The following is a 19,579-nucleotide window of genomic DNA, read 5'->3' on the forward strand; positions in this document are numbered from 1 at the left end:
CGGTAGTCACTATGAAACAGTATCTCGATATGATGCGCCATGTACTGGAAAATGGCGAAGATAAAGGCGATAGAACCGGAACCGGAACGCGCAGCGTATTTGGCTATCAGATGCGCTTCAATCTGCAGGATGGTTTCCCACTAGTTACCACGAAAAAATTACACCTTCGCTCGATCATTTATGAATTATTGTGGTTCCTAAATGGCGACACCAACATCAAGTACCTGAAAGACAATGGCGTTTCTATCTGGGACGAGTGGGCCGATGAAAATGGCGATCTTGGTCCTGTGTATGGTGAGCAGTGGCGTTCCTGGAAAAAGCCAGACGGCACCACCATCGATCAAATTTCTAACGTCTTGCAGCAAATCAAAGCCAATCCTGACAGTCGCCGCCTGATGGTGGTGGCCTACAACCCAGGCGTTGCCGATCAAATGGCTTTACCGCCATGCCACTCTTTGTTCCAGTTCTATGTGGCCAACGGTAGGTTATCCTGCCAGCTGTACCAACGTAGCGCAGATATTTTTTTGGGCGTGCCATTCAATGTTGCGTCCTATGCCTTGCTGACACACATGATGGCTCAACAGACGGGTCTTGATGTTGGCGAATTTATCTGGACCGGCGGCGATACTCACTTGTATAGCAACCACTTTGAGCAGGCCAAAGAACAACTGTCACGCGAAACATTACCGTTGCCGAAATTGAATATCAAACGTAAGCCAGATTCATTGTTTGATTATCAGTTTGAAGACTTTGAAATCGTCGGTTATGAAAGCCATCCGCACATTAAAGCGCCAGTAGCCGTTTAGGATTGTGATATGAGCAAGCCGATCATTAGTCTTATTGTTGCCATGGCCAAAGGTCGTGTTATTGGCAAAGATAATGAAATGCCGTGGCACCTTCCTGCTGACTTGAAGCACTTTAAAGCAGTAACACTTGGCAAGCCGGTCATTATGGGCCGCAAAACCCATGAATCGATTGGTATGGTCTTGCCGGGCCGCGACAATATTATTATCAGTCGTAATCCTGACTATCGATCAGCATTCCATAACGAGCGCTGCCAGGTCGTCACCAGTTTAGAAGCCGCGTTCGAAGCAGCAGGCGATGCGAAAGAAGTCATGATCATCGGTGGCTCAAACATCTATCACCAGATGATCAATGATGCCGACAAACTGTATCTCACCTTCATCGACCTGGATGCAGATGGCGATGCCCACTTCCCCGACTGGGCCCATTTAGAATGGCAAGAAGTTTCTCGCGAGGAGCATCAGCCGGATGACAAAAATCCTTATTATTATCAGTTTGTGGAGTTGCAAAGAGTTAGAGCATAAGTTTCAAATTAGGTAGGGGCAGGCCAGTGTGCCTGCCCTTTTTCGTAATTGCATCTAATTACCGCAACAACAAAATCACAATTCCCACCAACATCAACACCAATAAAATCCCTTGAATTAAACGTTTCATTCATAACTCCCGTCTTTGAATATAATCACTTAACGGTGAGCGGAGGGATTTATTCCATTATTTATTGTGGTTGGTCGAATGCTCAACGATGACAAATGTTGGGATTCGCAGGCTCATCCCAACCTACGGTTGCTGCAGTTAAGATCAATTTAGAAGCCTGGAGGGTGGCTTTCAATCTTCTACACCAAGTAGACATTTAAATAGGTAAGAGCAGATTCTGACTTTCGTCAGAATGACATGACTTTGGGATTTGTAATAAAAAAGGCCTGCCGAAGCAGGCCGAACAGTCTCTTTGGGTAGAGAGGTTATGAAACCTTCTTTAGGCTGGCTGTAATGATTTTAAATCAACTATGACGCGCCCGAAGGGCCATACCGCCAGTTTAACCATCTTGAAGTGCTGGATACCAAATGGGATGCCGATAATGGTCAGGCACAGGAATAAGCCCCAGAACAGGTGATTAAGTACTACCCAGACGCCACCAAAAATTAGCCAGATAATGTTAAGGAGAACATTGGGTACTCCGGCAAAAGGCTGGTCATTTCGCATACGGGTGTCTTGCCCGAATGGAAATAGCGAGAAGATGGCCAGCTTAAACAGCTGCACGCCCCATGGAATTCCAATCAAGGTTAAGCAGAGCGCAATACCGCCTGCGATATAGCCAAGAAAGACGAAAATACCGCCAAACAATAGCCATAAGATGTTAAATAGTAGGGACATAGTGTTGCTCCTCGCGATGTCTATAGCCTTATTTAATCTTAAGCTGTCCTTTGTTAAAAGTGATTAAACGCAACAAAGTTGCCTGAAATGTTAACAGTTGTTGCATTTGCAACAGACGCTACTTAAGGAGTAATCGAAATAGATTAATTGGCGAAGTGCTGTTGTCGAAATAATCCTGACGCTGGAATTCGAAGCCAAGCTTTTTAAGAAGGTGTTCAGAAACGTGATTATCAGGCGAGGTGATGGCGTAAAGGTGAGCAAGCCCGAGCTGTTTACTGTGTTGCAGAATGGCCTGTGAAGATTCTTTAGCAAAGCCCTGACCGCATGATTGTGTCATAAAAGCAAAACCGATATCCGGCGCTTCAAGATAGTCACGCTGAATCAGACCATTGACACCAACTGCCTGACCATTATCTTTTCGCTCAACCAGATAAAGCCAGAAGCCATATTGTTGGTAGTTGTCCTGTACTTTTTGAATAAACACTTCAGCGTCCTGCGGTGAGTGGACACCGCGATCGCCGATATATTTTATAAAGCTGGGCTGGTTGTAGAGTTGATAAATAAAGTTAGCATCGGATTTTTGTAGGTGACGAATACGTAGGCGTTCGGTTTCGGCGATGAGCATGGTGATTAGTTATTAATTGGTATCTAGTAACTTTGCCACAAAGCCAAGGATAAAAGAAATACTATAAATCTAAATAATACGTCATACCGCGGTACCAATGGCACTCCATCCTGTCGCTTACCGCGGTATGACAGTGTTGGTCGAATAGTGTATGCATCAATGGGCGGGCACACCGGCTCCGCCCCTACTCAGAAACGGAGGGGTAGGGACAAGTCATGACTTGTCCGTACAAGAGAGCCTGGTTAAAGGAAAGTATCAGGCATAAAAAAACCGGCTACTTGAGCCGGTTTTTTGAACTGCTTAAAGACTGATTAGAACAAGTCTTTGCACGTTTCTGCTTCTTCTTGCAATTCTTTTTGTGACTCGATCATCTTGTCTTTGATGAAGTCTGATACTTCTAGACCTTGAACAATTTCGTAGTCACCGTTTTTGCAAACTACCGGGTAAGAGTAGATTAAGCCTTCTTCGATGCCGTAGCTGCCATCTGAAGGAACGGCCATGCTAACCCAGTCGCCCTCTGCTGAACCTAGTACCCAATCATGCATGTGGTCAAGGATTGCGTTAGCAGCTGAAGCTGCTGATGAAGCACCACGTGCTGCGATTACGGCTGCGCCACGCTTAGCAACGATTGGCATGAACTCTTCTTTAGCCCAGGTTGCATCAACTTTATCCGCTGCTTTGTCGCCATTAACAGTCGCAAAAGAAATGTCTGGAACCTGAGTGACTGAGTGGTTACCCCAGATGATCATTTTCTTGATGGCAGCAATTTCTGCGTCTGCTTTTTCAGCAAGCTGATAAATTGCGCGGTTATGGTCAAGACGAGTCAATGCAGTGATGTTGCGCTGGTTAATGCTTGGTGCATTTTTGGCAAGGATGTAAGCATTGGTGTTAGCAGGGTTACCTACCACTAAAATTTTGATGTTCTTGTCAGCAACTTGATCGATTACTTTACCTAAGGCGCTGAAGATTTTTCCGTTATCAGTCAACAGGTCCTTACGCTCCATGCCTGGGCCACGCGGCTTAGCACCAACCATCAGGCCGATGTTAGCGTCTTTAAAAGCAACCGCAGGGTCGTCAGTAACAACGATGTCTTTCACTAATGGGAAAGCGCAGTCATTCAATTCCATAGCAACCGCTTCACACACTTTAAGCGCAGGAGTGATTTCTAGAAGGTTAAGAATTACTGGTTGATCTTTGCCTAGCATTTCACCGCTGGCGATACGGAACAATAGAGAGTAACAAATTTGGCCGGCTGCACCGGTAACTGTAACGCGAACAGGCTGTTTCATTCCTGAATCCTCAGTTGATTGAGATGATGAAATTAAGGGCGCAACTTTACCATAAACAAAGGCTAAATCCTATGATCGACGGGCTATAAAGCGGGGTTTTAAGGGAAAATCTGGCTGGATTTTACATCTGATAAGAGCAGATCCTGAATCCAGTTCAGGATGACAGGATTGTTAGCTATTTATCCACCCAGCGAACTTACTCTATGCTTTAAACGTCAGCAAATTCCTGACGGGAGCCGAGCCAGCGCTGACAGATTTTATGAGATAACTCATTATTTTCGGCAATTAAATCATGTGCTTGTTGCTGAATGGCTGGAATCAGCTCGGCATCGCGTACCAGGTTGGCAAAGCGCAGGCTGACTTCACCGGTCTGGCGAGTACCCAGCATTTCGCCTGGACCGCGCAAGCGCAGGTCTTCTTCGGCGATGACAAAGCCGTCATTGGTTTCGCGCATGACCTGAATACGTGCCTTGGCGTTATCGGATAGCGGGTGCTGATAGAGCAGTACGCAGTGGCTTTCAACCGAGCCACGGCCAACTCGGCCACGTAGCTGATGCAGTTGTGACAAACCAAGCCGTTCAGGGTTTTCGATGACCATCAGACTGGCATTAGGCACATCCACGCCGACTTCGATAACGGTGGTGGCGACCAGAATATCCAGCTCACCTTGCTTGAACTTATCCATGACCATCTGTTTTTGCTCAGGCTTTAAGCGGCCATGCAATAAACCGACACGGCAATTGGGCAGCTGCTGGGTCAGCAGGTTGGCGGCAGATTCGGCTGCCTGGCATTGAATCTCTTCTGATTCATCGATCAGGGTACAGACCCAGTAAACCTGCCGATTTTCTTCGCGACAGGCCGTTTCGATACGCTTGATGACCTGATCGCGCTTTTGATCGGCAAGCGCAACAGTCTGCACGGGTGTTCGGCCTGGTGGCAGTTCATCAATAATCGACACATCCATATCGGCATAGACGGTCATGGCCAAGGTGCGCGGAATCGGTGTCGCCGTCATCATCAGCTGATGTAGCTGCATGCCTTCCGGGGCTTTCTGTTTGAGCATCAGGCGTTGATTAACACCGAAACGATGTTGTTCATCAATAATCGCCAGGCCGAGCTTGTGATACTCAACACCTTTCTGGAACAGTGCATGGGTGCCGACAATCAGTTTGGATTCTCCGCTGGCGATTGCTTCAAGTGCAGCTTTACGTTGGCTGGCGGTGAGCTTACTGGCTAGAAACACGCAGGGAATATTCATGGCCTCAAACCACTGACTAAAGGATTGATAATGCTGATCGGCCAGTAGTTCGGTTGGCGCCATGACTGCCACCTGATAGCCCGCTTCAATCGCTTGCAGAGCGGCTTGTGCCGCGACCAGGGTTTTACCAGCCCCTACATCGCCCTGCAATAAGCGGAGCATGGGGTGCGGTTGTTCCAGATCAGCAATGATTTCCTGTACGACTCTCTGTTGCGCGCCCGTTGGTGTAAAGGGAAGCTGTTGTAATAGTTGCCCCTGCAACTTGCCTGAATGTTTCAGAACCGGGGCTGTGTAATCTTTTTGCTGATTTCGTTGTAATAACAGGCTCAGTTGCTGTGCCAATAATTCTTCACTGATCAGGCGGCGCACCGCAGGAGTCTGGTTGGATTCAAGTTGCGCTAAATCGGCATCTTTGGGTGGTGAATGAATCCAGGCCAATGAGGCATTGATATCGGGTAATTTGAGCGACTGCATGATTGATGCAGGCAACAGGTTTTCAATCGGGTGCTTTTTAAGAAGGGTAACCGCCTGGCGCATCATGTGGCGAAAGCTGGCCTGATGCAGACCTTCGGTAGTTGGATAAATCGGCGTTAAGGATTCCAGCAAAGGTGCAGCGGTGTTTGGGTTAATCGCGGTCAACTCAGGATGCACCATGGAAAATTGAAAGCCGAATCGACGGACTTCCCCAAAGGCATAAAATTCGGCACCGCGTTGCAGACGTTGTTGCTGGCCTTTGTTGAAATAGAAGAATCGAAAATCAATGCTGGCGCTTTCATCGCTTGCGCGACAGACCAGGGAGCGACGTTTGCCAAATTTCACCTGGGCTAACTCGACCGTGACCTTTATAAGTGCACGCTCGCCATCTTTTAAGGAAGCAATGGTGCGCACCCGAGTTCGATCTTCGTAGCGCAAAGGCAGGTGGAATAATAAATCGAGAACCGACTGGATATGTAACTTTTCAAGCTTCTCAGCCACTTTCGGCCCTACCCCTTTGAGGCTGGTGCAGGGCAGTTTTTCCAGATTAATGTCAGCTGCGAGTTTGGAAATGGCCATCAGTCGAGTGGTTTTGCACCCTCAATGGTAATTTGCGAGAGCGCATTATTGATAATTTCCAAAGCTTTTTTACGCGGGAAGCTACGACGAAATGCCAGCGCCACTTTGCGGCTCGGCTTGGGATTATCAAATTCTCGCGTGACCAGGCCCAGTTTTTCATTATGGAAATTGGCAGCCGAACGTGGAATGACGCTGATCCCCAAACCGCTGGCGACCATCTGGCGAATGGTTTCTATGGAGCTGCCGGTGATCCAGTCTTTCTGTGGGTTCAGGCTGGAATCTTTGCATTGCGGGCAGGCCTCAATAACCTGATCGCGGAAACAGTGGCCAGCGCCCAGCATAATCATGACTTCATCGGCGATATCGACGATATGCAATTTATCGCGTTTCACCCAGGGGTGTTTTTCAGGAAGTAGCGCGATGAACTCTTCCTCATATAAAGGAACAACATCGACTTCGGGCTCTTCAAAAGGCAGGGCCACGAAAATCACATCCAGTTCACCGTTACGAAGCTTGGTGCGTAGATTGTGGGTGTAATCCTCATCAATATGCAATGGCATTTTGGGTGCCAGTTTTTTAAGCATGGGGATGAGCGAAGGAAGAAGATAAGGGCCAATGGTAAAGATGGCGCCAATTTTGAGCGGGCCATCGAGCTGATCGGAATTTTGCTTAGCCATCTGTTTCAACTGGCTAACCTGCTCAAGAATATGCTGAGCCTGCTCGATAATCGGTTTGCCTTCCGGGGTTACCTTAACGTCAGATTTACTGCGCTCGAACAGGGTCACGCCGAGCTGTTCTTCCAGCTTGCGCACGCCAACGCTTAGAGTGGGTTGGCTGACAAAGCAGGCCTCTGCCGCACGGCCAAAATGGCGTTCGCGAGCCACTGCAACAATATATCTAAACTCTGTTAATGTCATATTTGATAGCCTCTGCCTATCTATGATCAGGAAGTGACGCTAAGAAGTCAATGACTATCAGGCCTATCGCGTCATTTAAATGTGAAGATCTAAAGGCTTGCGAGCGATAAACAAGGATAGCGGCCGCTTGTCGCGAAGTACATGGATTTGGTCCAGCAGTATGTCCCAGTCGGCAAACTTTTCGGCCAGCTCACCAGGTTGCAGAAGGAAAGCTGGCTTTTTAGGGCTGCCGTACTTGGCTGCGTCTTTCATGAAGGTATGAATGGCCACCATACTGCCGGCAGGTAAATGCTGGTGATAAAGATCCAGTAACGGACGATGCAAGTAACGGCATTGTAAAACCAGTGACGGCTTCTGTAGATGAATCAGCTGAATCAACTGGTCATACTCTTCTTCACAATTGAGTTTGATTGGGGTGACATCAACCTGCCAACGCTCAATAAAGTTACTGATACGCTCAATTGCCATCGGATTGCGATCTATCGCCATGACCTGAAAGCCATGTAACCCCAAAAAGATACTATCCCGGCCAGAACCACAGCCGATATCAAAGGCCAGCGGGTCGCTGGTGGGTAGGTGTTGTTCGATAAGTTCGATGTATTCTTCAAGCAAAGGACTGGCTCGCCACAGGCGGCGACTGTTGTAATCGGCAACTAACTCTTCGCGCTGAAAATCCTCTGCCAGAAAAATTGCTTCAATGGGGTAATGTTGACGCTCGAACAGATCGTTAACTGCTTCTTGTTGAGCATGAGTGGTAAAAAGAATCAGTGGTGAACCTTTGGGTGGAAGTTCATACCAGCAGTCTTCAATTTCTGATAAGGGAAGATTGGTGGCGCCTTGTAAATGGCCCTGCCGATATTGCTCGACAGGGCGCAGATCGATGATTGGTAAATCAGTGTTTTCTAAAAGCTTGGATTTTGCCATAGGTTAAACTTCGCCACATCCACTCGAATGGGCCATACTGAAAGCGCTTGAGCCACCAGGATGACCAGAAAAGTTGTAATAAAAACACTATCGCAACAATGCCCATTAACTGCAAGCGGGAAAGCTCGGTAAATAAACCTAGGCCGAAGCTATAGAAGATGGTGGTACAAATAATGCTTTGCATTAGGTAATTGGTGAAGGCCATTCGTCCAACAGCTTCCAGCGCATTTCGTAATTTGATTGCTGCCGAGGATTTGATCCATAAAGCAAATAAGGCAATATAGCCAATCGCAATAAAGACGGCTGCGATATTGGTCAGTGTCATATAAGAAAACATCAACGACTCAAAGCTGAAACCGTGAGTAAACAGCTGCTTCATATCCCAGGCGGATAAACCAAAGCCAATTAACAGGCAGATGATAGCCAGCTTGATATAAAAAGAACGCGAGCGAGCGGCTGTCAGAACCCCGTATTGATAAAGTGCCATACCCAATAGCATGGAGCCGCCTATTCTAAAAATACCAAAGGTTAACCCCATCGAGAAAACATTCTCCACAAAGAAATCAATTCGGTCACTCACTTGAGCTGCGTAAGAAGTAATATAAGGCAAAGTCTCTTCATCAATGGTTGCCTGATCGGGATAGAACATCGAGAACATAAATTCGAGATCTTCTGCTGGAATTTTATCAAGATGAAAAGAGACCATTGCCATATAGAGGGAATACAGAGCAATTAAAACGATACCGGTAATGAGTTTGGTTTTAGCGCTGGTATCGGTAAAAAGGAAAACCCAAAGACCCATGCAGGCGTAGATAAATAAAATATCGCCAAGCCAGATCAGAAGCGCATGAATCAGGCCAAAAACAATGAGCCAGAACATTCGGAAATAATGATACCTGGCGGCAGAAACGCCTTTCTCCCTGGCTCTATCCGCCATCAGTAAAATACCGGCGCCAAACAGCATGGAGAAGATGGTATAGAACTTCTGATCGGCAAAGATATGCGTAAAAGACCAAACCCAAACATCTGAAGAGGAAGGTTCACCTAATGCATGGGGATTCATGTAGTAAGCAAAAATATTAGAAAAGCCGTAGATATTCATAATCAGAATACCAAGAACGGCAATACCGCGAATTAAATCAAGCGAGTGAAATCGCTTTTCACTGGAAGTGGGTAGCAAAGCAGTTGTCATGACTAATCCCTTAGCGAGAATAATTAGATAGTTGTTTTATCTTATTCTTACCATGAAAACACTGAATTACCAACAAATGCTTGTAGCAAAATGTAACTAATGGGGTCTATTTTGCGCTTATTGATTTCCGTAATTTATTCCATTCAGGATCATCAATGTCGCCAAACTCATCCATCTTGGGATAACGGATTTGGTGCTTGTCGCAAAACTTGGTAATGGTCGGATGCAGGGCTTTGAAGCAGATTTCATCGACTTCTGCCTGTGGGATTTTGCATTCGCCATACATCTTGGCATTGGAGCGTTGACGTTGTGCTTCGTAAAGAATCAGCGCGGTTGCAACGGAAACATTAAGTGACTGAACCATGCCGACCATTGGAATGATAACGTGTTCATCGGCAAGATCGGCAGCTTCATCTGAAACTCCGACCAACTCGGAGCCAACCAGAATACAGGTCGGTTTGGTGTAGTCGATGGAGCGAAAATCTACCGCTTTATCAGACAGATGGGCAGCCAGAACCTGCATGCCCTGCGCCTTCATTTCTGCAATGCCAGACATTAGAGTCTCATGCTTGTGGGTGGTGACCCAACGTTTGCTGCCGCTAGAAGTGTGATGACCAGAATAGCGCACGCCTTCAGGGAAAACCGCATGGACGTGACCAATGCCAACCGCATCAGCGGTGCGAACGATAGCAGCAAGGTTATGGGGTTTATGGACCTCATCCATGAAAACCGTCAGGTCGGGCTGACGGTTGGATAATAGAGTTAGAATTTTCTGTAAACGCTCAGGACTACGCGGTTGCACACTTTAGTCCTCATCTAAACTTACAATAGCATCCATTTCAATTTGCGCACCTTTCGGTAATTCTTTAACACCGATGGCTGCGCGAGCTGGATAAGGCTGCTCAAAATATTGCGCCATGATTTCGTTGACGGTAGCAAAGTGACCAAGATCGATCATGAAGATATTTAACTTAGAAATATGATTTAAAGTGGCGCCAGCTGCTTCACAAACTGCGCTCAAATTTTTGAAAACCTGATGGACTTGATCTTCAAATGACTCAACTAGCTCCATGGTTTCTGGAATCAATGGGATCTGGCCCGAAAGATAAACTGTATTACCTGCTTTGACAGCTTGTGAATAAGTGCCAATCGCGGCAGGTGCTTTATCAGTTTGAATAATGGTTTTGCTCACAGCAGTTTCCTTAAAGAGGTTGTATAAAGTTCTAATTAAGGGTGACGATGAACTTTGTTGACGAAAGGAATGACCCTTAATTTTTTGATGATATTTGCCAGATGGACACGATTGCGAACGCCCATCTGGAAGGTAAGAATATTGGTAGAACCATCCAGTTCATTAATATCGACGTTAACGATATTGGCTTCCTGGTTAGAAATAATATTAGTAATTTGTGCCAGTACACCGCGTTGATTGAATACTTCGATTCGAAGCTCGGCTATAAAGTCACCCTGCACATCATCTGACCACTGCACAGGAACGTAACGATCATTGTGCTTGTGGGCACGCTGCACATTAGGACAGGTTTCGCGATGAATGGTAAAGCCTTTGCCTGCGCTGACATAGGCCAGAATTGGGTCGCCAGGAATTGGGCGGCAGCAACGGGCGTATTTGACCACCAGACCTTCAGTACCTTTAATGGCTAAAGGAGCCTGATCCTTCTGAGGCATATCGACGACTGTATCGTCGCTTTCTTCTTTATCGCTGGTCAGGCGATGGGCCACCAATACGCTGGCAATTTTGCCAAGTCCAATGCCGGCCAGCATGTCATCCACAGTGTCGTGGTGAGTAATTTTAGCCACGGACTCTAACTGTTCAGGCGGGAAATCTTCAAGCGGTGATTTGAGCACCTGCTCAAGCAGGCGGCGACCAAGATGAACCGCTTCATCCTGGCGAATATTTTTCACGAAATTACGGATATTGGAACGCGCTTTACCGGTCACCACATAACTGAGCCAGGCCGGATTGGGTTTGGCTCCTGGAGCCGTGATAATCTCGACGGTTTTACCATTGGTTAAAGGCGTGCTTAAAGGTGAAAACTGCTTATCAATTTTGCAGGCGATGCAGCTGTTGCCGACGTCGGTGTGAATCGCATAGGCGAAATCAACAGGCGTTGCGCCTTTTGGCAGTTCAATAATTTTACCTTTCGGTGTAAAAACATAAACCTCGTCTGGGTAGAGATCAATCTTGACGTTTTCTACGAACTCAATGGAGTCGCCTGCGTTCTGCTGTAACTCAATCAGACTCTGCAGCCATTCACGCGCTTTAGTTTCTGCCGGATGGGCGCTACCCGTTTTATACAGCCAGTGCGCTGCAACGCCGTGTTCCGCCATCTGGTTCATCAGCTCAGTGCGAATCTGCACTTCAATATGCATACCGGTTTTGTTGCGAAGCACAGTGTGCAATGATTGATAGCCGTTGGCTTTGGGAATGGCGATGTAGTCTTTGAAGCGACCGGGGATGGGTTTGAAAAGGTTGTGAATTTGACCAAGAATGCGGTAACAGGAATCTTCGCTATCGGTGATGACTCGGAAGGCGTAAATGTCCATCACCTCATTAAATGTCCCCACCTTGTCACGCATCTTTTTGTAAATACTATAAACGCTTTTTTCGCGACCAATGACCTTGCAGGTAATGCGGGCATCTTTCAGGCGCGTTCGTAACTGTTCGGTAATGCGCTCAACAACTTCCTTTCGATGGCCGCGTACTTTTTTTACCGAGTGCTGCAGAATCCGATAACGCAAGGGATACATATTGGCAAAGCCTAATAGTTCCAGCTGTTCCTTTAGGCGATAGATACCAAGGCGATTGGCAATCGGTGCATAAATCTCAAGGGTTTCGCGAGCAATACGGCGACGCTTATCGGGACGCAAGGCACCAAGCGTCTGCATGTTATGCAAACGATCCGCCAGCTTGATCAGAATGACGCGAATATCCTGCGTCATGGCCATCATCATTTTACGGAAGTTTTCCGCCTGAGCCTGTTCTTTGGATTGGAAATCAATCTGAGTCAGCTTACTGACACCTTCCACCAGATCGGCAACCGTTTCACCAAACTCAGCCGTTAAATCCTGTTTGGTCACATCGCAGTCTTCGATCACATCATGCATCAAAGCTGCCATGATGGTCTGATGATCAAGGTGCAAGTCAGCAAGGATATGTGCAGCGGCGACAGGGTGAGTAATATAGGGATCGCCGCTGGAGCGCATCTGCCCTTCATGCGCACGTTCTGCCAGCTGGTAGGCGCGCTCAATATCAGCTATCTGGTTCTGTTCCAGATAACCGCTGAGCACATCCCGCAAGCTTTCGAAATGCGACATATCGGACATCAATAATAAACCTTAAGTTACGGGCTTATTAAAATAGAACCGGTCTTTGCTCACGCTCACGTTTGGCAGCGCGTTCTTCCGCTTCAACCGTTTCGCGTGTAGTCAAACCTTCTTCAATCTCACGCAAAGCAACAACGGTTGGTTTATCATTGTCCCAATCCACTTTAGGATCGTGACCACCGGTAGCGATTTGACGTGCGCGTTTTGCAGCTAACATGATCAAATCAAAACGATTACCAACTTTCTCAACAGCATCTTGTACCGTTACACGTGCCATAATTTACCTCTTACATACATAATGTGGCGAAAGCGCCAATTGTTAAATTCAGTGCTTTAAAGGGTTTCTAGCAGAAAACCAGTGAATAAAGCGTTAAAAAAGACTGTATAGAATAAGTGTACCGTAAAAAACCGCTTACTCCATAGTATCTGACAGCAGGTTGTTGATTAAATGGTGCTGACGAACCTTCTGGCTTTCGATTCGCAGGCGACGAGCGGTGAAAATGGCCGCCAGCTCATTGCAGGCAGTGTCAAAATCATCATTGATCACCAGGTAATCGTATTCATCGTAATGTTTCATTTCGGCAGTCGCTGCAGCCATGCGTTTGGCAATCACATCATCGCTATCCTGACCTCGATTGGTCAGTCGGCTCAATAATTCCTGGCGTGATGGAGGCAGAATGAAAATGCTGCATGATTCAGGCATCAGCTGGCGAACCTGACGCGCACCCTGCCAGTCGATCTCCAGAATCACGTCATGACCTTCGATCAGTTGCGCATCCAGCCAGTCACGGTTGGTGCCATAAAAATTATCGAACACCTGCGCATGTTCCAAAAAACGGCTCTCGTTCAACATCTGCTGGAAAGTGGTTTGATCGACAAAATGATAGTCGACGCCATCCTGCTCGCCCGGTCTTTGCGGACGAGTGGTATGGGAAATCGAAACCTTCAATTCAGGCAGTTTGCGTAAAACAGCCTTTAACAGGCTTGTTTTGCCCGCCCCAGAAGGTGCCGAAACCACATAAAGGGTACCTTTAGCGATGGTGTTGATAGGCGTCATAGTCGTCATCAAATCCTGCTATATCCAAATCCAGAGAATAAAACTCAACCAAGCCAAACCTTTATAGCACAAGGCCTGCAGGGATAATAGAGCTTGGAGGGTCAAACGGAAAACACAAAGGCGCGATCATAACACAAGACAAAGCCCGCGCGGTATAGAAAGTAAGCAATAAATATGGTCTGTAGGGGCAGCGCATGTGTGCCCGCCCCTACAGCGGTTAGATTTGTGTTATTCGATATTTTGTACCTGCTCGCGCATCTGTTCGATTAGTACTTTGATTTCCACTGCGCTGGCGGTGATATCTGCATTGATCGATTTTGAGCCGAGTGTATTGGCTTCACGGTTAAATTCCTGCATCAGGAAATCGAGACGTCGACCGATTGGGCCACCTTTTTTTAGCATGCGCTGAGCTTCTATTACGTGAGTTTTAAGGCGGTCGAGTTCTTCGGCCACATCGAGCTTTTGCGCCAAAAAGACCAGCTCCTGTTCGAGACGCTCTGGGTCAAGCTCAACTTCGGCTTCTTTAAAACGATTGAGCAATTTATCGCGCTGCCATTGCATGACCTGCGGCATTTGCTCGGATACTTTGTCCACTTCGACGCCAATGGCGGTTAAGCGTTGCTCGATCATCTCGCCCAAGGCTGAACCTTCGCGTTCGCGCACGGTGATCAGCTGGGTAACTGCTTCGGCAAAGGCATTTCTAACATCCTGTTCCATGGTGTCGGTATCGGCTTCTTCCTGCTGTAGGATGCCTGGCCAGCGCAACAGTTGTGTCAGATCAGGCGATTGATTGTCCTGAGCCAGCACTTGCAGTTCTTCATGGGCAGTGAGCAATTGTTGGGCCATTTCCTGATCGAGTTTGATCTTGCCAGCGCTTTTCGAATCCATTTCAACGCGCAGAGTGCAGTCCAGTTTGCCGCGGCTGAGCTGCTTGCGCAGAACTTCGCGAAGAGAGAACTCGAGGTGACGGAAGGTTTCCGGCATTCTGAAATTAGGTTCAAGGAATCGCTGGTTTACGGATTTGATTTCCCAGGTTACGTTGCCCCACTCGGTCGCCACTTGCTGGCGAGCGAAGGCTGTCATGCTTCTAACCATGTATCTTAATGACCTTTTGCAGTGTGTTCGGCTCAATTGCGAGCGAATGCCCTGTGTTTCGGGCGAAAAGGGCAATTGTACCGATCTTTGGAGGGAATGGCGATAGGGGGTAATTGCATCTAAGGAGTAGGGACAAGAGTCTGCCCCCACAAAGTAGATAATTTATTGAAAAGGTTAGTGAATGACATCGTCAAAATAGACTTAATTATTAGTTAATAGCACGTCATTGCGAACGACTGAAAGGAGTGCCCGTGGTGCGACTGAAAGGAGTGTGGCAATCTGGTAATAAAGACTGCCTTTAGTCCTGTTCACGAGATTGCACCCGAGGGCATTTCCGTTGGTCACCACGTCATTCGGTCAAGAAAACGACCTCATGACTCGCAATGACTGAGTCAGAGCTTGACTTGAGCTTTGACCAAAGTTCGTGGGGACCTATCTGGGGCTGCCCCATTGGGTACTCATGAGTTGTCCGTGCAGATTCAAGGGCGGACACATAGGTACCGCCCCTACCCGAATCTAAAAAGGGTTATATGGCCTTAACACTAAAACGCTTTTCGTCTTCAAGGCGCAGGGCGGTAAGTTTGTTGCCCCACACGCAGCCGGTATCCAGGGCGTGCAGATTTGGAATGGGGCATTTGCCATTGAGGGCGGCCCAGTGGCCAAAGACAAGACGTGTCTGGTGACCAATTTCGGTCATTTCGTACCAGGGGAATAGTCCTTTGGCCTGTTTGCCGGGTGATGATTTACTTTTAAAGTCCAAGGTTCCGTCATGATGCACAAAACGCATCCGGGTCAGGGCATTGGTGATGTAGCGCAGGCGTTCAATACCTTCCAGCTTGTTGCTCCATAAGGCGGGTTTGTTGCCATACATGTGCCTGAAAAAGTCCTTGGCAGTTTCCTTCTTGCTCAATACTTCTTCGAGCTCAAAAGCACAGGCCAGGGTGGTTTTAAGCCCCCATTGTGGCGGTACGCCAGCGTGGGTCATCAGCACATTTAGGCTTTTATCGTAAATGGCCATGGGCTGTTTGCGCAGCCATTTCATCAGTTTCTTGATGTTGTCAGCGGCAAAGATGGTATGCAGGTCGCTTTTCTTGGGTAGCTTGGCTTTGGTGTAATAACTGGCCAGCATGCTTAAATCATGGTTGCCGAGCACCAGTTGGCAAACATCCTGATGCTCATAGGCAAATTGCAGTACTTCCAGTGATTTGGGACCGCGATTAACCAGATCGCCCGCTAACCACAGGGTGTCGTGTGCTGGATTAAATTGAATTTTTTTCAGGAGCAGGCGAAATTCATCATAACAGCCTTGAATATCGCCGATTGCATAAGTCGCCATAAATTCTAATGAAGTGCTCCTGGGGCAGCCAAGCTAAATACTGGAATTGGTGCGTCAAATTGGGTGCCGCTATCGGTTTCCATCTGATAACTACCCTGCATGGTGCCGATAGGTGTATTAAGCACGGCACCGCTGGAGTATTCATAGCTTTTACCGGGCGCAATATAGGGTTGCTCGCCAACCACCCCCTGCCCTTTGACTTCAGTCACTTCGCCATTGGCATCGGTAATAACCCAGTGGCGGGCGCTTAAGGTTGCACCATGAGAACCAGTATTAGTGATTTTGATGGTGTAGGCAAACACGTAGCGTTCGTTCTCAGGCTCGGATTGCTCTTCGATGTATTGAGTCTGTACGTTAATCTGAAACTGATACTCTTGGGTCATTGTTTATTCTGTGTCTTTGGTTTGTGGGAGTTTGAGCAAGCAAAGAAAGCTTTGCACTATTAGCTGCATTGTCTATGGTTCATGGGGATGGCGCAACCCTCGTTCAATTGTGTTGCGGGCAATGGAGCGTGGATTTGCCGATGTGAAACCTATAAGCCTGTGCTAATATTCGAGCAGTTTATTGTGACATTAGAGAATAAATTATGAGTCATCTAAAAGATAAAACCGTTATGGTTACTGGTGCCAGCTCGGGATTTGGTCTGGCTTGCGCTAAGGCTTTTGCACAAAAGGGCTGCAAGGTGATTGCCGCAGCTCGCCGCCAAGAGCGATTGGAAGCCCTGAAACAAGACTTGATGCAGGAGCTGGGTGAAGACCGAGTATTTGTTCTGCCTTTGGATGTGACCTCCGAAGAGCAGGTTAACTCCATGTTTGATGCCATCCCGGACGAGTATTCTAAAATTGATATTCTGGTCAATAACGCAGGTCTGGCCCTGGGCCTTGAGCCGGCGCATCAGGCTGATCTGACTGATTGGCATCGTATGGTGGATACCAACATCAAAGGCCTGTACCTAATGACTCGAAAAGTCTTGCCCAGTATGGTCGAGCGTAAGTCGGGACATATCATTAATATTGGTTCGATTGCGGGCAATTACGCCTATCCCGGAGGCAATGCTTACGGTGCGACCAAGGCTTTCGTGAAGCAGTTCAGCCGCAATCTGCGCGCTGACTTACTAGGCACTCAGGTGCGGGTCACCAATATTGAGCCAGGCTTGGCCGAGACCGAGTTTTCCCTGGTGCGCTTTCACGGCGACAAAGACAAGGCCGATAATATTTATAAAGGTGCTAACCCATTAACAGCAGAGGATATCGCCGAGTCGGTACTGTGGGCGGCGGAACAACCACAGCATGTTAATATCAATAGCATAGAGCTGATGCCAACCTCGCAGGCCTGGGCCGCGCTGGCGATTGATAAAGTACTCGGTTAAAAGACCCCTTAAGGAATTATTATGACCCAACCCATTATTTTGCCGTTAGTTGCAATGGTCTTTTTGACTATCATTGTTGCGATTGTCATGTATCGACGCCGTGTCAGTTACATGAAGGCAGAGCGTATTCATCCGCAGAAAGTTCATTCCAGAAAAGGTGGACTTGAGCACTTTGTTGATACCCGCGCGTCTGATAATTACATGAACCTGTTTGAGCTGCCGGTGCTTTTCTATGCCGCTGTGTTTACCATCATGCTGACCAATAACAGCTCAGATTTGATGGTCGCCCTGGCCTGGGCATTTGTGGCTTTTCGTGTGGCTCATAGTTTTATTCACTGCACATATAATAAAGTGATGCACCGATTTACCTCCTTTATATTAAGCTTTATCACACTAACCGCATTGTGGCTGGTGTTGGCTTCTAACTTGATTTTAGGAACTCAACTTTAACTATGAATATTGAAAAAGATACCGTTGTTGAACTGGATTACAAATTAATGGATCAGGACGGTCAGGTCTGGGAAAGCTCCGCAGAAGGTGGTCCTTGGGTGTATTTACACGGTTACGGCGAAGTCATGCCCGGGCTGGAAAAGGAGTTAACCGGCAAAGCGATTGGGCAAAAGGTTAAAGTCGAGTTGCCGCCGAATGAAGCCTATGGTGAATATGAAGATGACCTGCGCACCGAAGTACCCAGAGAAGCATTTGCCGGAGTAGAGAATTTATGCGAGGGCATGCGCTTGGCAGCCGAAAGCAGCGATGGAGTGCACGCGGTGGTAGTTCGAGAAATTCACGACGACAAAGTGGTGATTGATGCCAATCATCCATTGGCGGGTCAAACCGTAAAAGTTGAAGTAAAGATCTTATCAGTACGCAAAGCCGAAGATGATGAAGTGGCACATGGACATGTGCATCAGCATGGAAAGTGTGGGGAGTAGGCTTAGGCACCCCTGGAATTACAGAAACTTATTGATGGGCGGTACACTTCCGCCCTATGCCGTACCATCTCACTAACCCCTTTCTATATATAACCAATTAATCTAGATGGAATTCCATAGACCCGGCTCATAAGAAGTATGAACCGGAGAAAATAATGTTGACTTTCGATGAGCAATATATAAATATTCGAATATGCAGATATGAATATATAAGATTATGACCCCAGAAATATTATTCAAGTGTTTGTCAGACGAGACTCGATTAAAAAGCGTTATTTTAATAGCACACTATGGTGAGTTATGTGTTTGCGACCTTATCGAAATGTTGCAACTGCCTCAGCCTAAAATCAGCCGTCATCTAGCGATGTTAAGAATGAATGACTTGTTGGTAACCGAAAGAAGAGAAAATTGGGTGTACTACAGTTTGAACCCAAATTTAGAGCCATGGGCCCTAGAGTTGATAAAGCTTACTCTGGAAAAAGCCAAGGTTTTTTCCGGCAAAATACCCGTTAAATCCTGTTAAGGAGAAGTTTGATGAAACGATTACATGTTCACGTTACTGTCGAAAATTTAGAAAAGACAATTCATTTTTATTCAAAAATGTTTGGGCAGGAACCCACTGTATTGAAGAAAGATTATGCGAAATGGATGCTTGAAGACCCATTAGTAAATTTCGCAGTTTCTAATCGCTCTAAGCAAAAAGGAGTTGATCACTTAGGCATTCAAGTTGAATCAGAAGAGGAGTTAAAGGCAGTTCAGAAAGCTCTGTTAGAAGCAGAAAGTCCTATTAAAGAAGAGGTCTGTACTTCATGTTGTTATGCAAAATCTGACAAATATTGGGTGGAGGATCCTGATGGCGTGGTATGGGAGGCATTCCATAGTCTCGAAACAATCCCAACTTATGCTGAGCCTTTGTTAAATGTCATCGAAAGTCAGCAAGCCTGCTGTGCTTAATGAGCTATAGCTCCTAATCATGAAAAAAGGGCGGTTACAATCGCCCCTTTTTCA

At 47.0% G+C, this 19,579-nt stretch carries 22 protein-coding genes; 7 read left to right on the forward strand and 15 right to left on the reverse strand.

Translation table 11 applies throughout. From position 1 onward, the window contains the following. Positions 1 to 11 precede the first annotated feature (11 nt). The gene (gene thyA, locus HUJ19_RS12825; RefSeq protein ID WP_290624691.1) at positions 12 to 806 is read left to right on the forward strand and encodes a thymidylate synthase; all 795 of its coding nucleotides are present in this window, start codon (positions 12 to 14) and stop codon (positions 804 to 806) included. 9 nt (positions 807 to 815) lie between these two features. Continuing rightward, complete coding sequence (gene folA, locus HUJ19_RS12830) at positions 816 to 1,328, forward strand: type 3 dihydrofolate reductase (protein ID WP_367274029.1); 513 nt, start codon at positions 816 to 818, stop codon at positions 1,326 to 1,328. A gap of 449 nt (positions 1,329 to 1,777) precedes the next feature. Here folA and HUJ19_RS12835 read toward each other — a convergent pair whose 3' ends face one another. From HUJ19_RS12835 to apaG, 15 genes are all read right to left on the reverse strand, one after another. Continuing rightward, the gene (locus HUJ19_RS12835; RefSeq protein ID WP_290624693.1) at positions 1,778 to 2,176 is read right to left on the reverse strand and encodes a YccF domain-containing protein; all 399 of its coding nucleotides are present in this window, start codon (positions 2,174 to 2,176) and stop codon (positions 1,778 to 1,780) included. A gap of 118 nt (positions 2,177 to 2,294) precedes the next feature. Further along, the gene (locus HUJ19_RS12840) at positions 2,295 to 2,801 is read right to left on the reverse strand and encodes a GNAT family N-acetyltransferase (RefSeq protein ID WP_290624695.1); all 507 of its coding nucleotides are present in this window, start codon (positions 2,799 to 2,801) and stop codon (positions 2,295 to 2,297) included. A 311-nt stretch (positions 2,802 to 3,112) separates the two neighbouring features. After that, positions 3,113 to 4,090: a malate dehydrogenase gene (locus HUJ19_RS12845; RefSeq protein WP_290624696.1), complete on the reverse strand. Its 978-nt coding sequence runs from the start codon at positions 4,088 to 4,090 to the stop codon at positions 3,113 to 3,115. A gap of 208 nt (positions 4,091 to 4,298) precedes the next feature. After that, entirely contained in the window at positions 4,299 to 6,401 is a 2,103-nt protein-coding gene (gene recG, locus HUJ19_RS12850) for an ATP-dependent DNA helicase RecG (RefSeq protein ID WP_290624697.1), read from the reverse strand. Further along, on the reverse strand, positions 6,401 to 7,318 hold the full coding sequence (locus tag HUJ19_RS12855) for a LysR substrate-binding domain-containing protein (protein ID WP_290624699.1): 918 nt from the start codon (positions 7,316 to 7,318) through the stop codon (positions 6,401 to 6,403). Before HUJ19_RS12855 ends, recG begins: the two co-directional genes overlap by 1 nt. A 75-nt stretch (positions 7,319 to 7,393) precedes the next feature. Beyond that, positions 7,394 to 8,242, reverse strand: coding sequence for a rhodanese-like domain-containing protein (locus HUJ19_RS12860; protein ID WP_290624701.1), 849 nt, complete (start codon positions 8,240 to 8,242; stop codon positions 7,394 to 7,396). Then, entirely contained in the window at positions 8,211 to 9,434 is a 1,224-nt protein-coding gene (locus HUJ19_RS12865) for a DUF418 domain-containing protein (protein WP_290624703.1), read from the reverse strand. Before HUJ19_RS12865 ends, HUJ19_RS12860 begins: the two co-directional genes overlap by 32 nt. Positions 9,435 to 9,540: 106 nt before the next feature. After that, complete coding sequence (trmH, locus tag HUJ19_RS12870; RefSeq protein ID WP_290624705.1) at positions 9,541 to 10,236, reverse strand: tRNA (guanosine(18)-2'-O)-methyltransferase TrmH; 696 nt, start codon at positions 10,234 to 10,236, stop codon at positions 9,541 to 9,543. 3 nt (positions 10,237 to 10,239) lie between these two features. Next, the gene (locus HUJ19_RS12875; protein ID WP_290624706.1) at positions 10,240 to 10,626 is read right to left on the reverse strand and encodes a RidA family protein; all 387 of its coding nucleotides are present in this window, start codon (positions 10,624 to 10,626) and stop codon (positions 10,240 to 10,242) included. Positions 10,627 to 10,661: 35 nt separating this feature from the next. Further along, a complete protein-coding gene (gene spoT / locus HUJ19_RS12880; RefSeq protein ID WP_367274031.1) occupies positions 10,662 to 12,770 on the reverse strand; it encodes a bifunctional GTP diphosphokinase/guanosine-3',5'-bis pyrophosphate 3'-pyrophosphohydrolase in 2,109 nt (702 codons plus the stop codon). Positions 12,771 to 12,807: 37 nt separating this feature from the next. Further along, positions 12,808 to 13,056: a DNA-directed RNA polymerase subunit omega gene (rpoZ, locus tag HUJ19_RS12885; RefSeq protein ID WP_290624708.1), complete on the reverse strand. Its 249-nt coding sequence runs from the start codon at positions 13,054 to 13,056 to the stop codon at positions 12,808 to 12,810. 135 nt (positions 13,057 to 13,191) lie between these two features. Continuing rightward, the gene (gene gmk, locus HUJ19_RS12890; RefSeq protein WP_290624709.1) at positions 13,192 to 13,845 is read right to left on the reverse strand and encodes a guanylate kinase; all 654 of its coding nucleotides are present in this window, start codon (positions 13,843 to 13,845) and stop codon (positions 13,192 to 13,194) included. Between the two features lie 219 nt (positions 13,846 to 14,064). Next, a complete protein-coding gene (locus HUJ19_RS12895; protein WP_367274030.1) occupies positions 14,065 to 14,931 on the reverse strand; it encodes a YicC/YloC family endoribonuclease in 867 nt (288 codons plus the stop codon). A gap of 526 nt (positions 14,932 to 15,457) precedes the next feature. Then, entirely contained in the window at positions 15,458 to 16,267 is an 810-nt protein-coding gene (locus HUJ19_RS12900) for a symmetrical bis(5'-nucleosyl)-tetraphosphatase (RefSeq protein ID WP_290624711.1), read from the reverse strand. Between the two features lie 5 nt (positions 16,268 to 16,272). Next, the gene (gene apaG, locus HUJ19_RS12905) at positions 16,273 to 16,650 is read right to left on the reverse strand and encodes a Co2+/Mg2+ efflux protein ApaG (protein WP_290624712.1); all 378 of its coding nucleotides are present in this window, start codon (positions 16,648 to 16,650) and stop codon (positions 16,273 to 16,275) included. Positions 16,651 to 16,853: 203 nt separating this feature from the next. Between apaG and HUJ19_RS12910 the strand changes: the two genes are divergently transcribed. From HUJ19_RS12910 to HUJ19_RS12930, 5 genes are all read left to right on the forward strand, one after another. Then, positions 16,854 to 17,636: an SDR family oxidoreductase gene (locus tag HUJ19_RS12910; protein ID WP_290624713.1), complete on the forward strand. Its 783-nt coding sequence runs from the start codon at positions 16,854 to 16,856 to the stop codon at positions 17,634 to 17,636. 21 nt (positions 17,637 to 17,657) lie between these two features. Continuing rightward, entirely contained in the window at positions 17,658 to 18,086 is a 429-nt protein-coding gene (locus HUJ19_RS12915) for an MAPEG family protein (RefSeq protein WP_290624714.1), read from the forward strand. Between the two features lie 2 nt (positions 18,087 to 18,088). Further along, positions 18,089 to 18,571, forward strand: coding sequence for a peptidylprolyl isomerase (locus tag HUJ19_RS12920; protein ID WP_290624715.1), 483 nt, complete (start codon positions 18,089 to 18,091; stop codon positions 18,569 to 18,571). Between the two features lie 217 nt (positions 18,572 to 18,788). Then, on the forward strand, positions 18,789 to 19,094 hold the full coding sequence (locus HUJ19_RS12925) for a metalloregulator ArsR/SmtB family transcription factor (protein ID WP_290624716.1): 306 nt from the start codon (positions 18,789 to 18,791) through the stop codon (positions 19,092 to 19,094). A gap of 11 nt (positions 19,095 to 19,105) precedes the next feature. Then, positions 19,106 to 19,525, forward strand: coding sequence for an ArsI/CadI family heavy metal resistance metalloenzyme (locus HUJ19_RS12930; RefSeq protein ID WP_290624717.1), 420 nt, complete (start codon positions 19,106 to 19,108; stop codon positions 19,523 to 19,525). Positions 19,526 to 19,579 lie beyond the last annotated feature (54 nt).

Source organism: Kangiella sp. (assembly GCF_014762745.1).
Classification (GTDB): Bacteria; Pseudomonadota; Gammaproteobacteria; order Enterobacterales; family Kangiellaceae; genus Kangiella.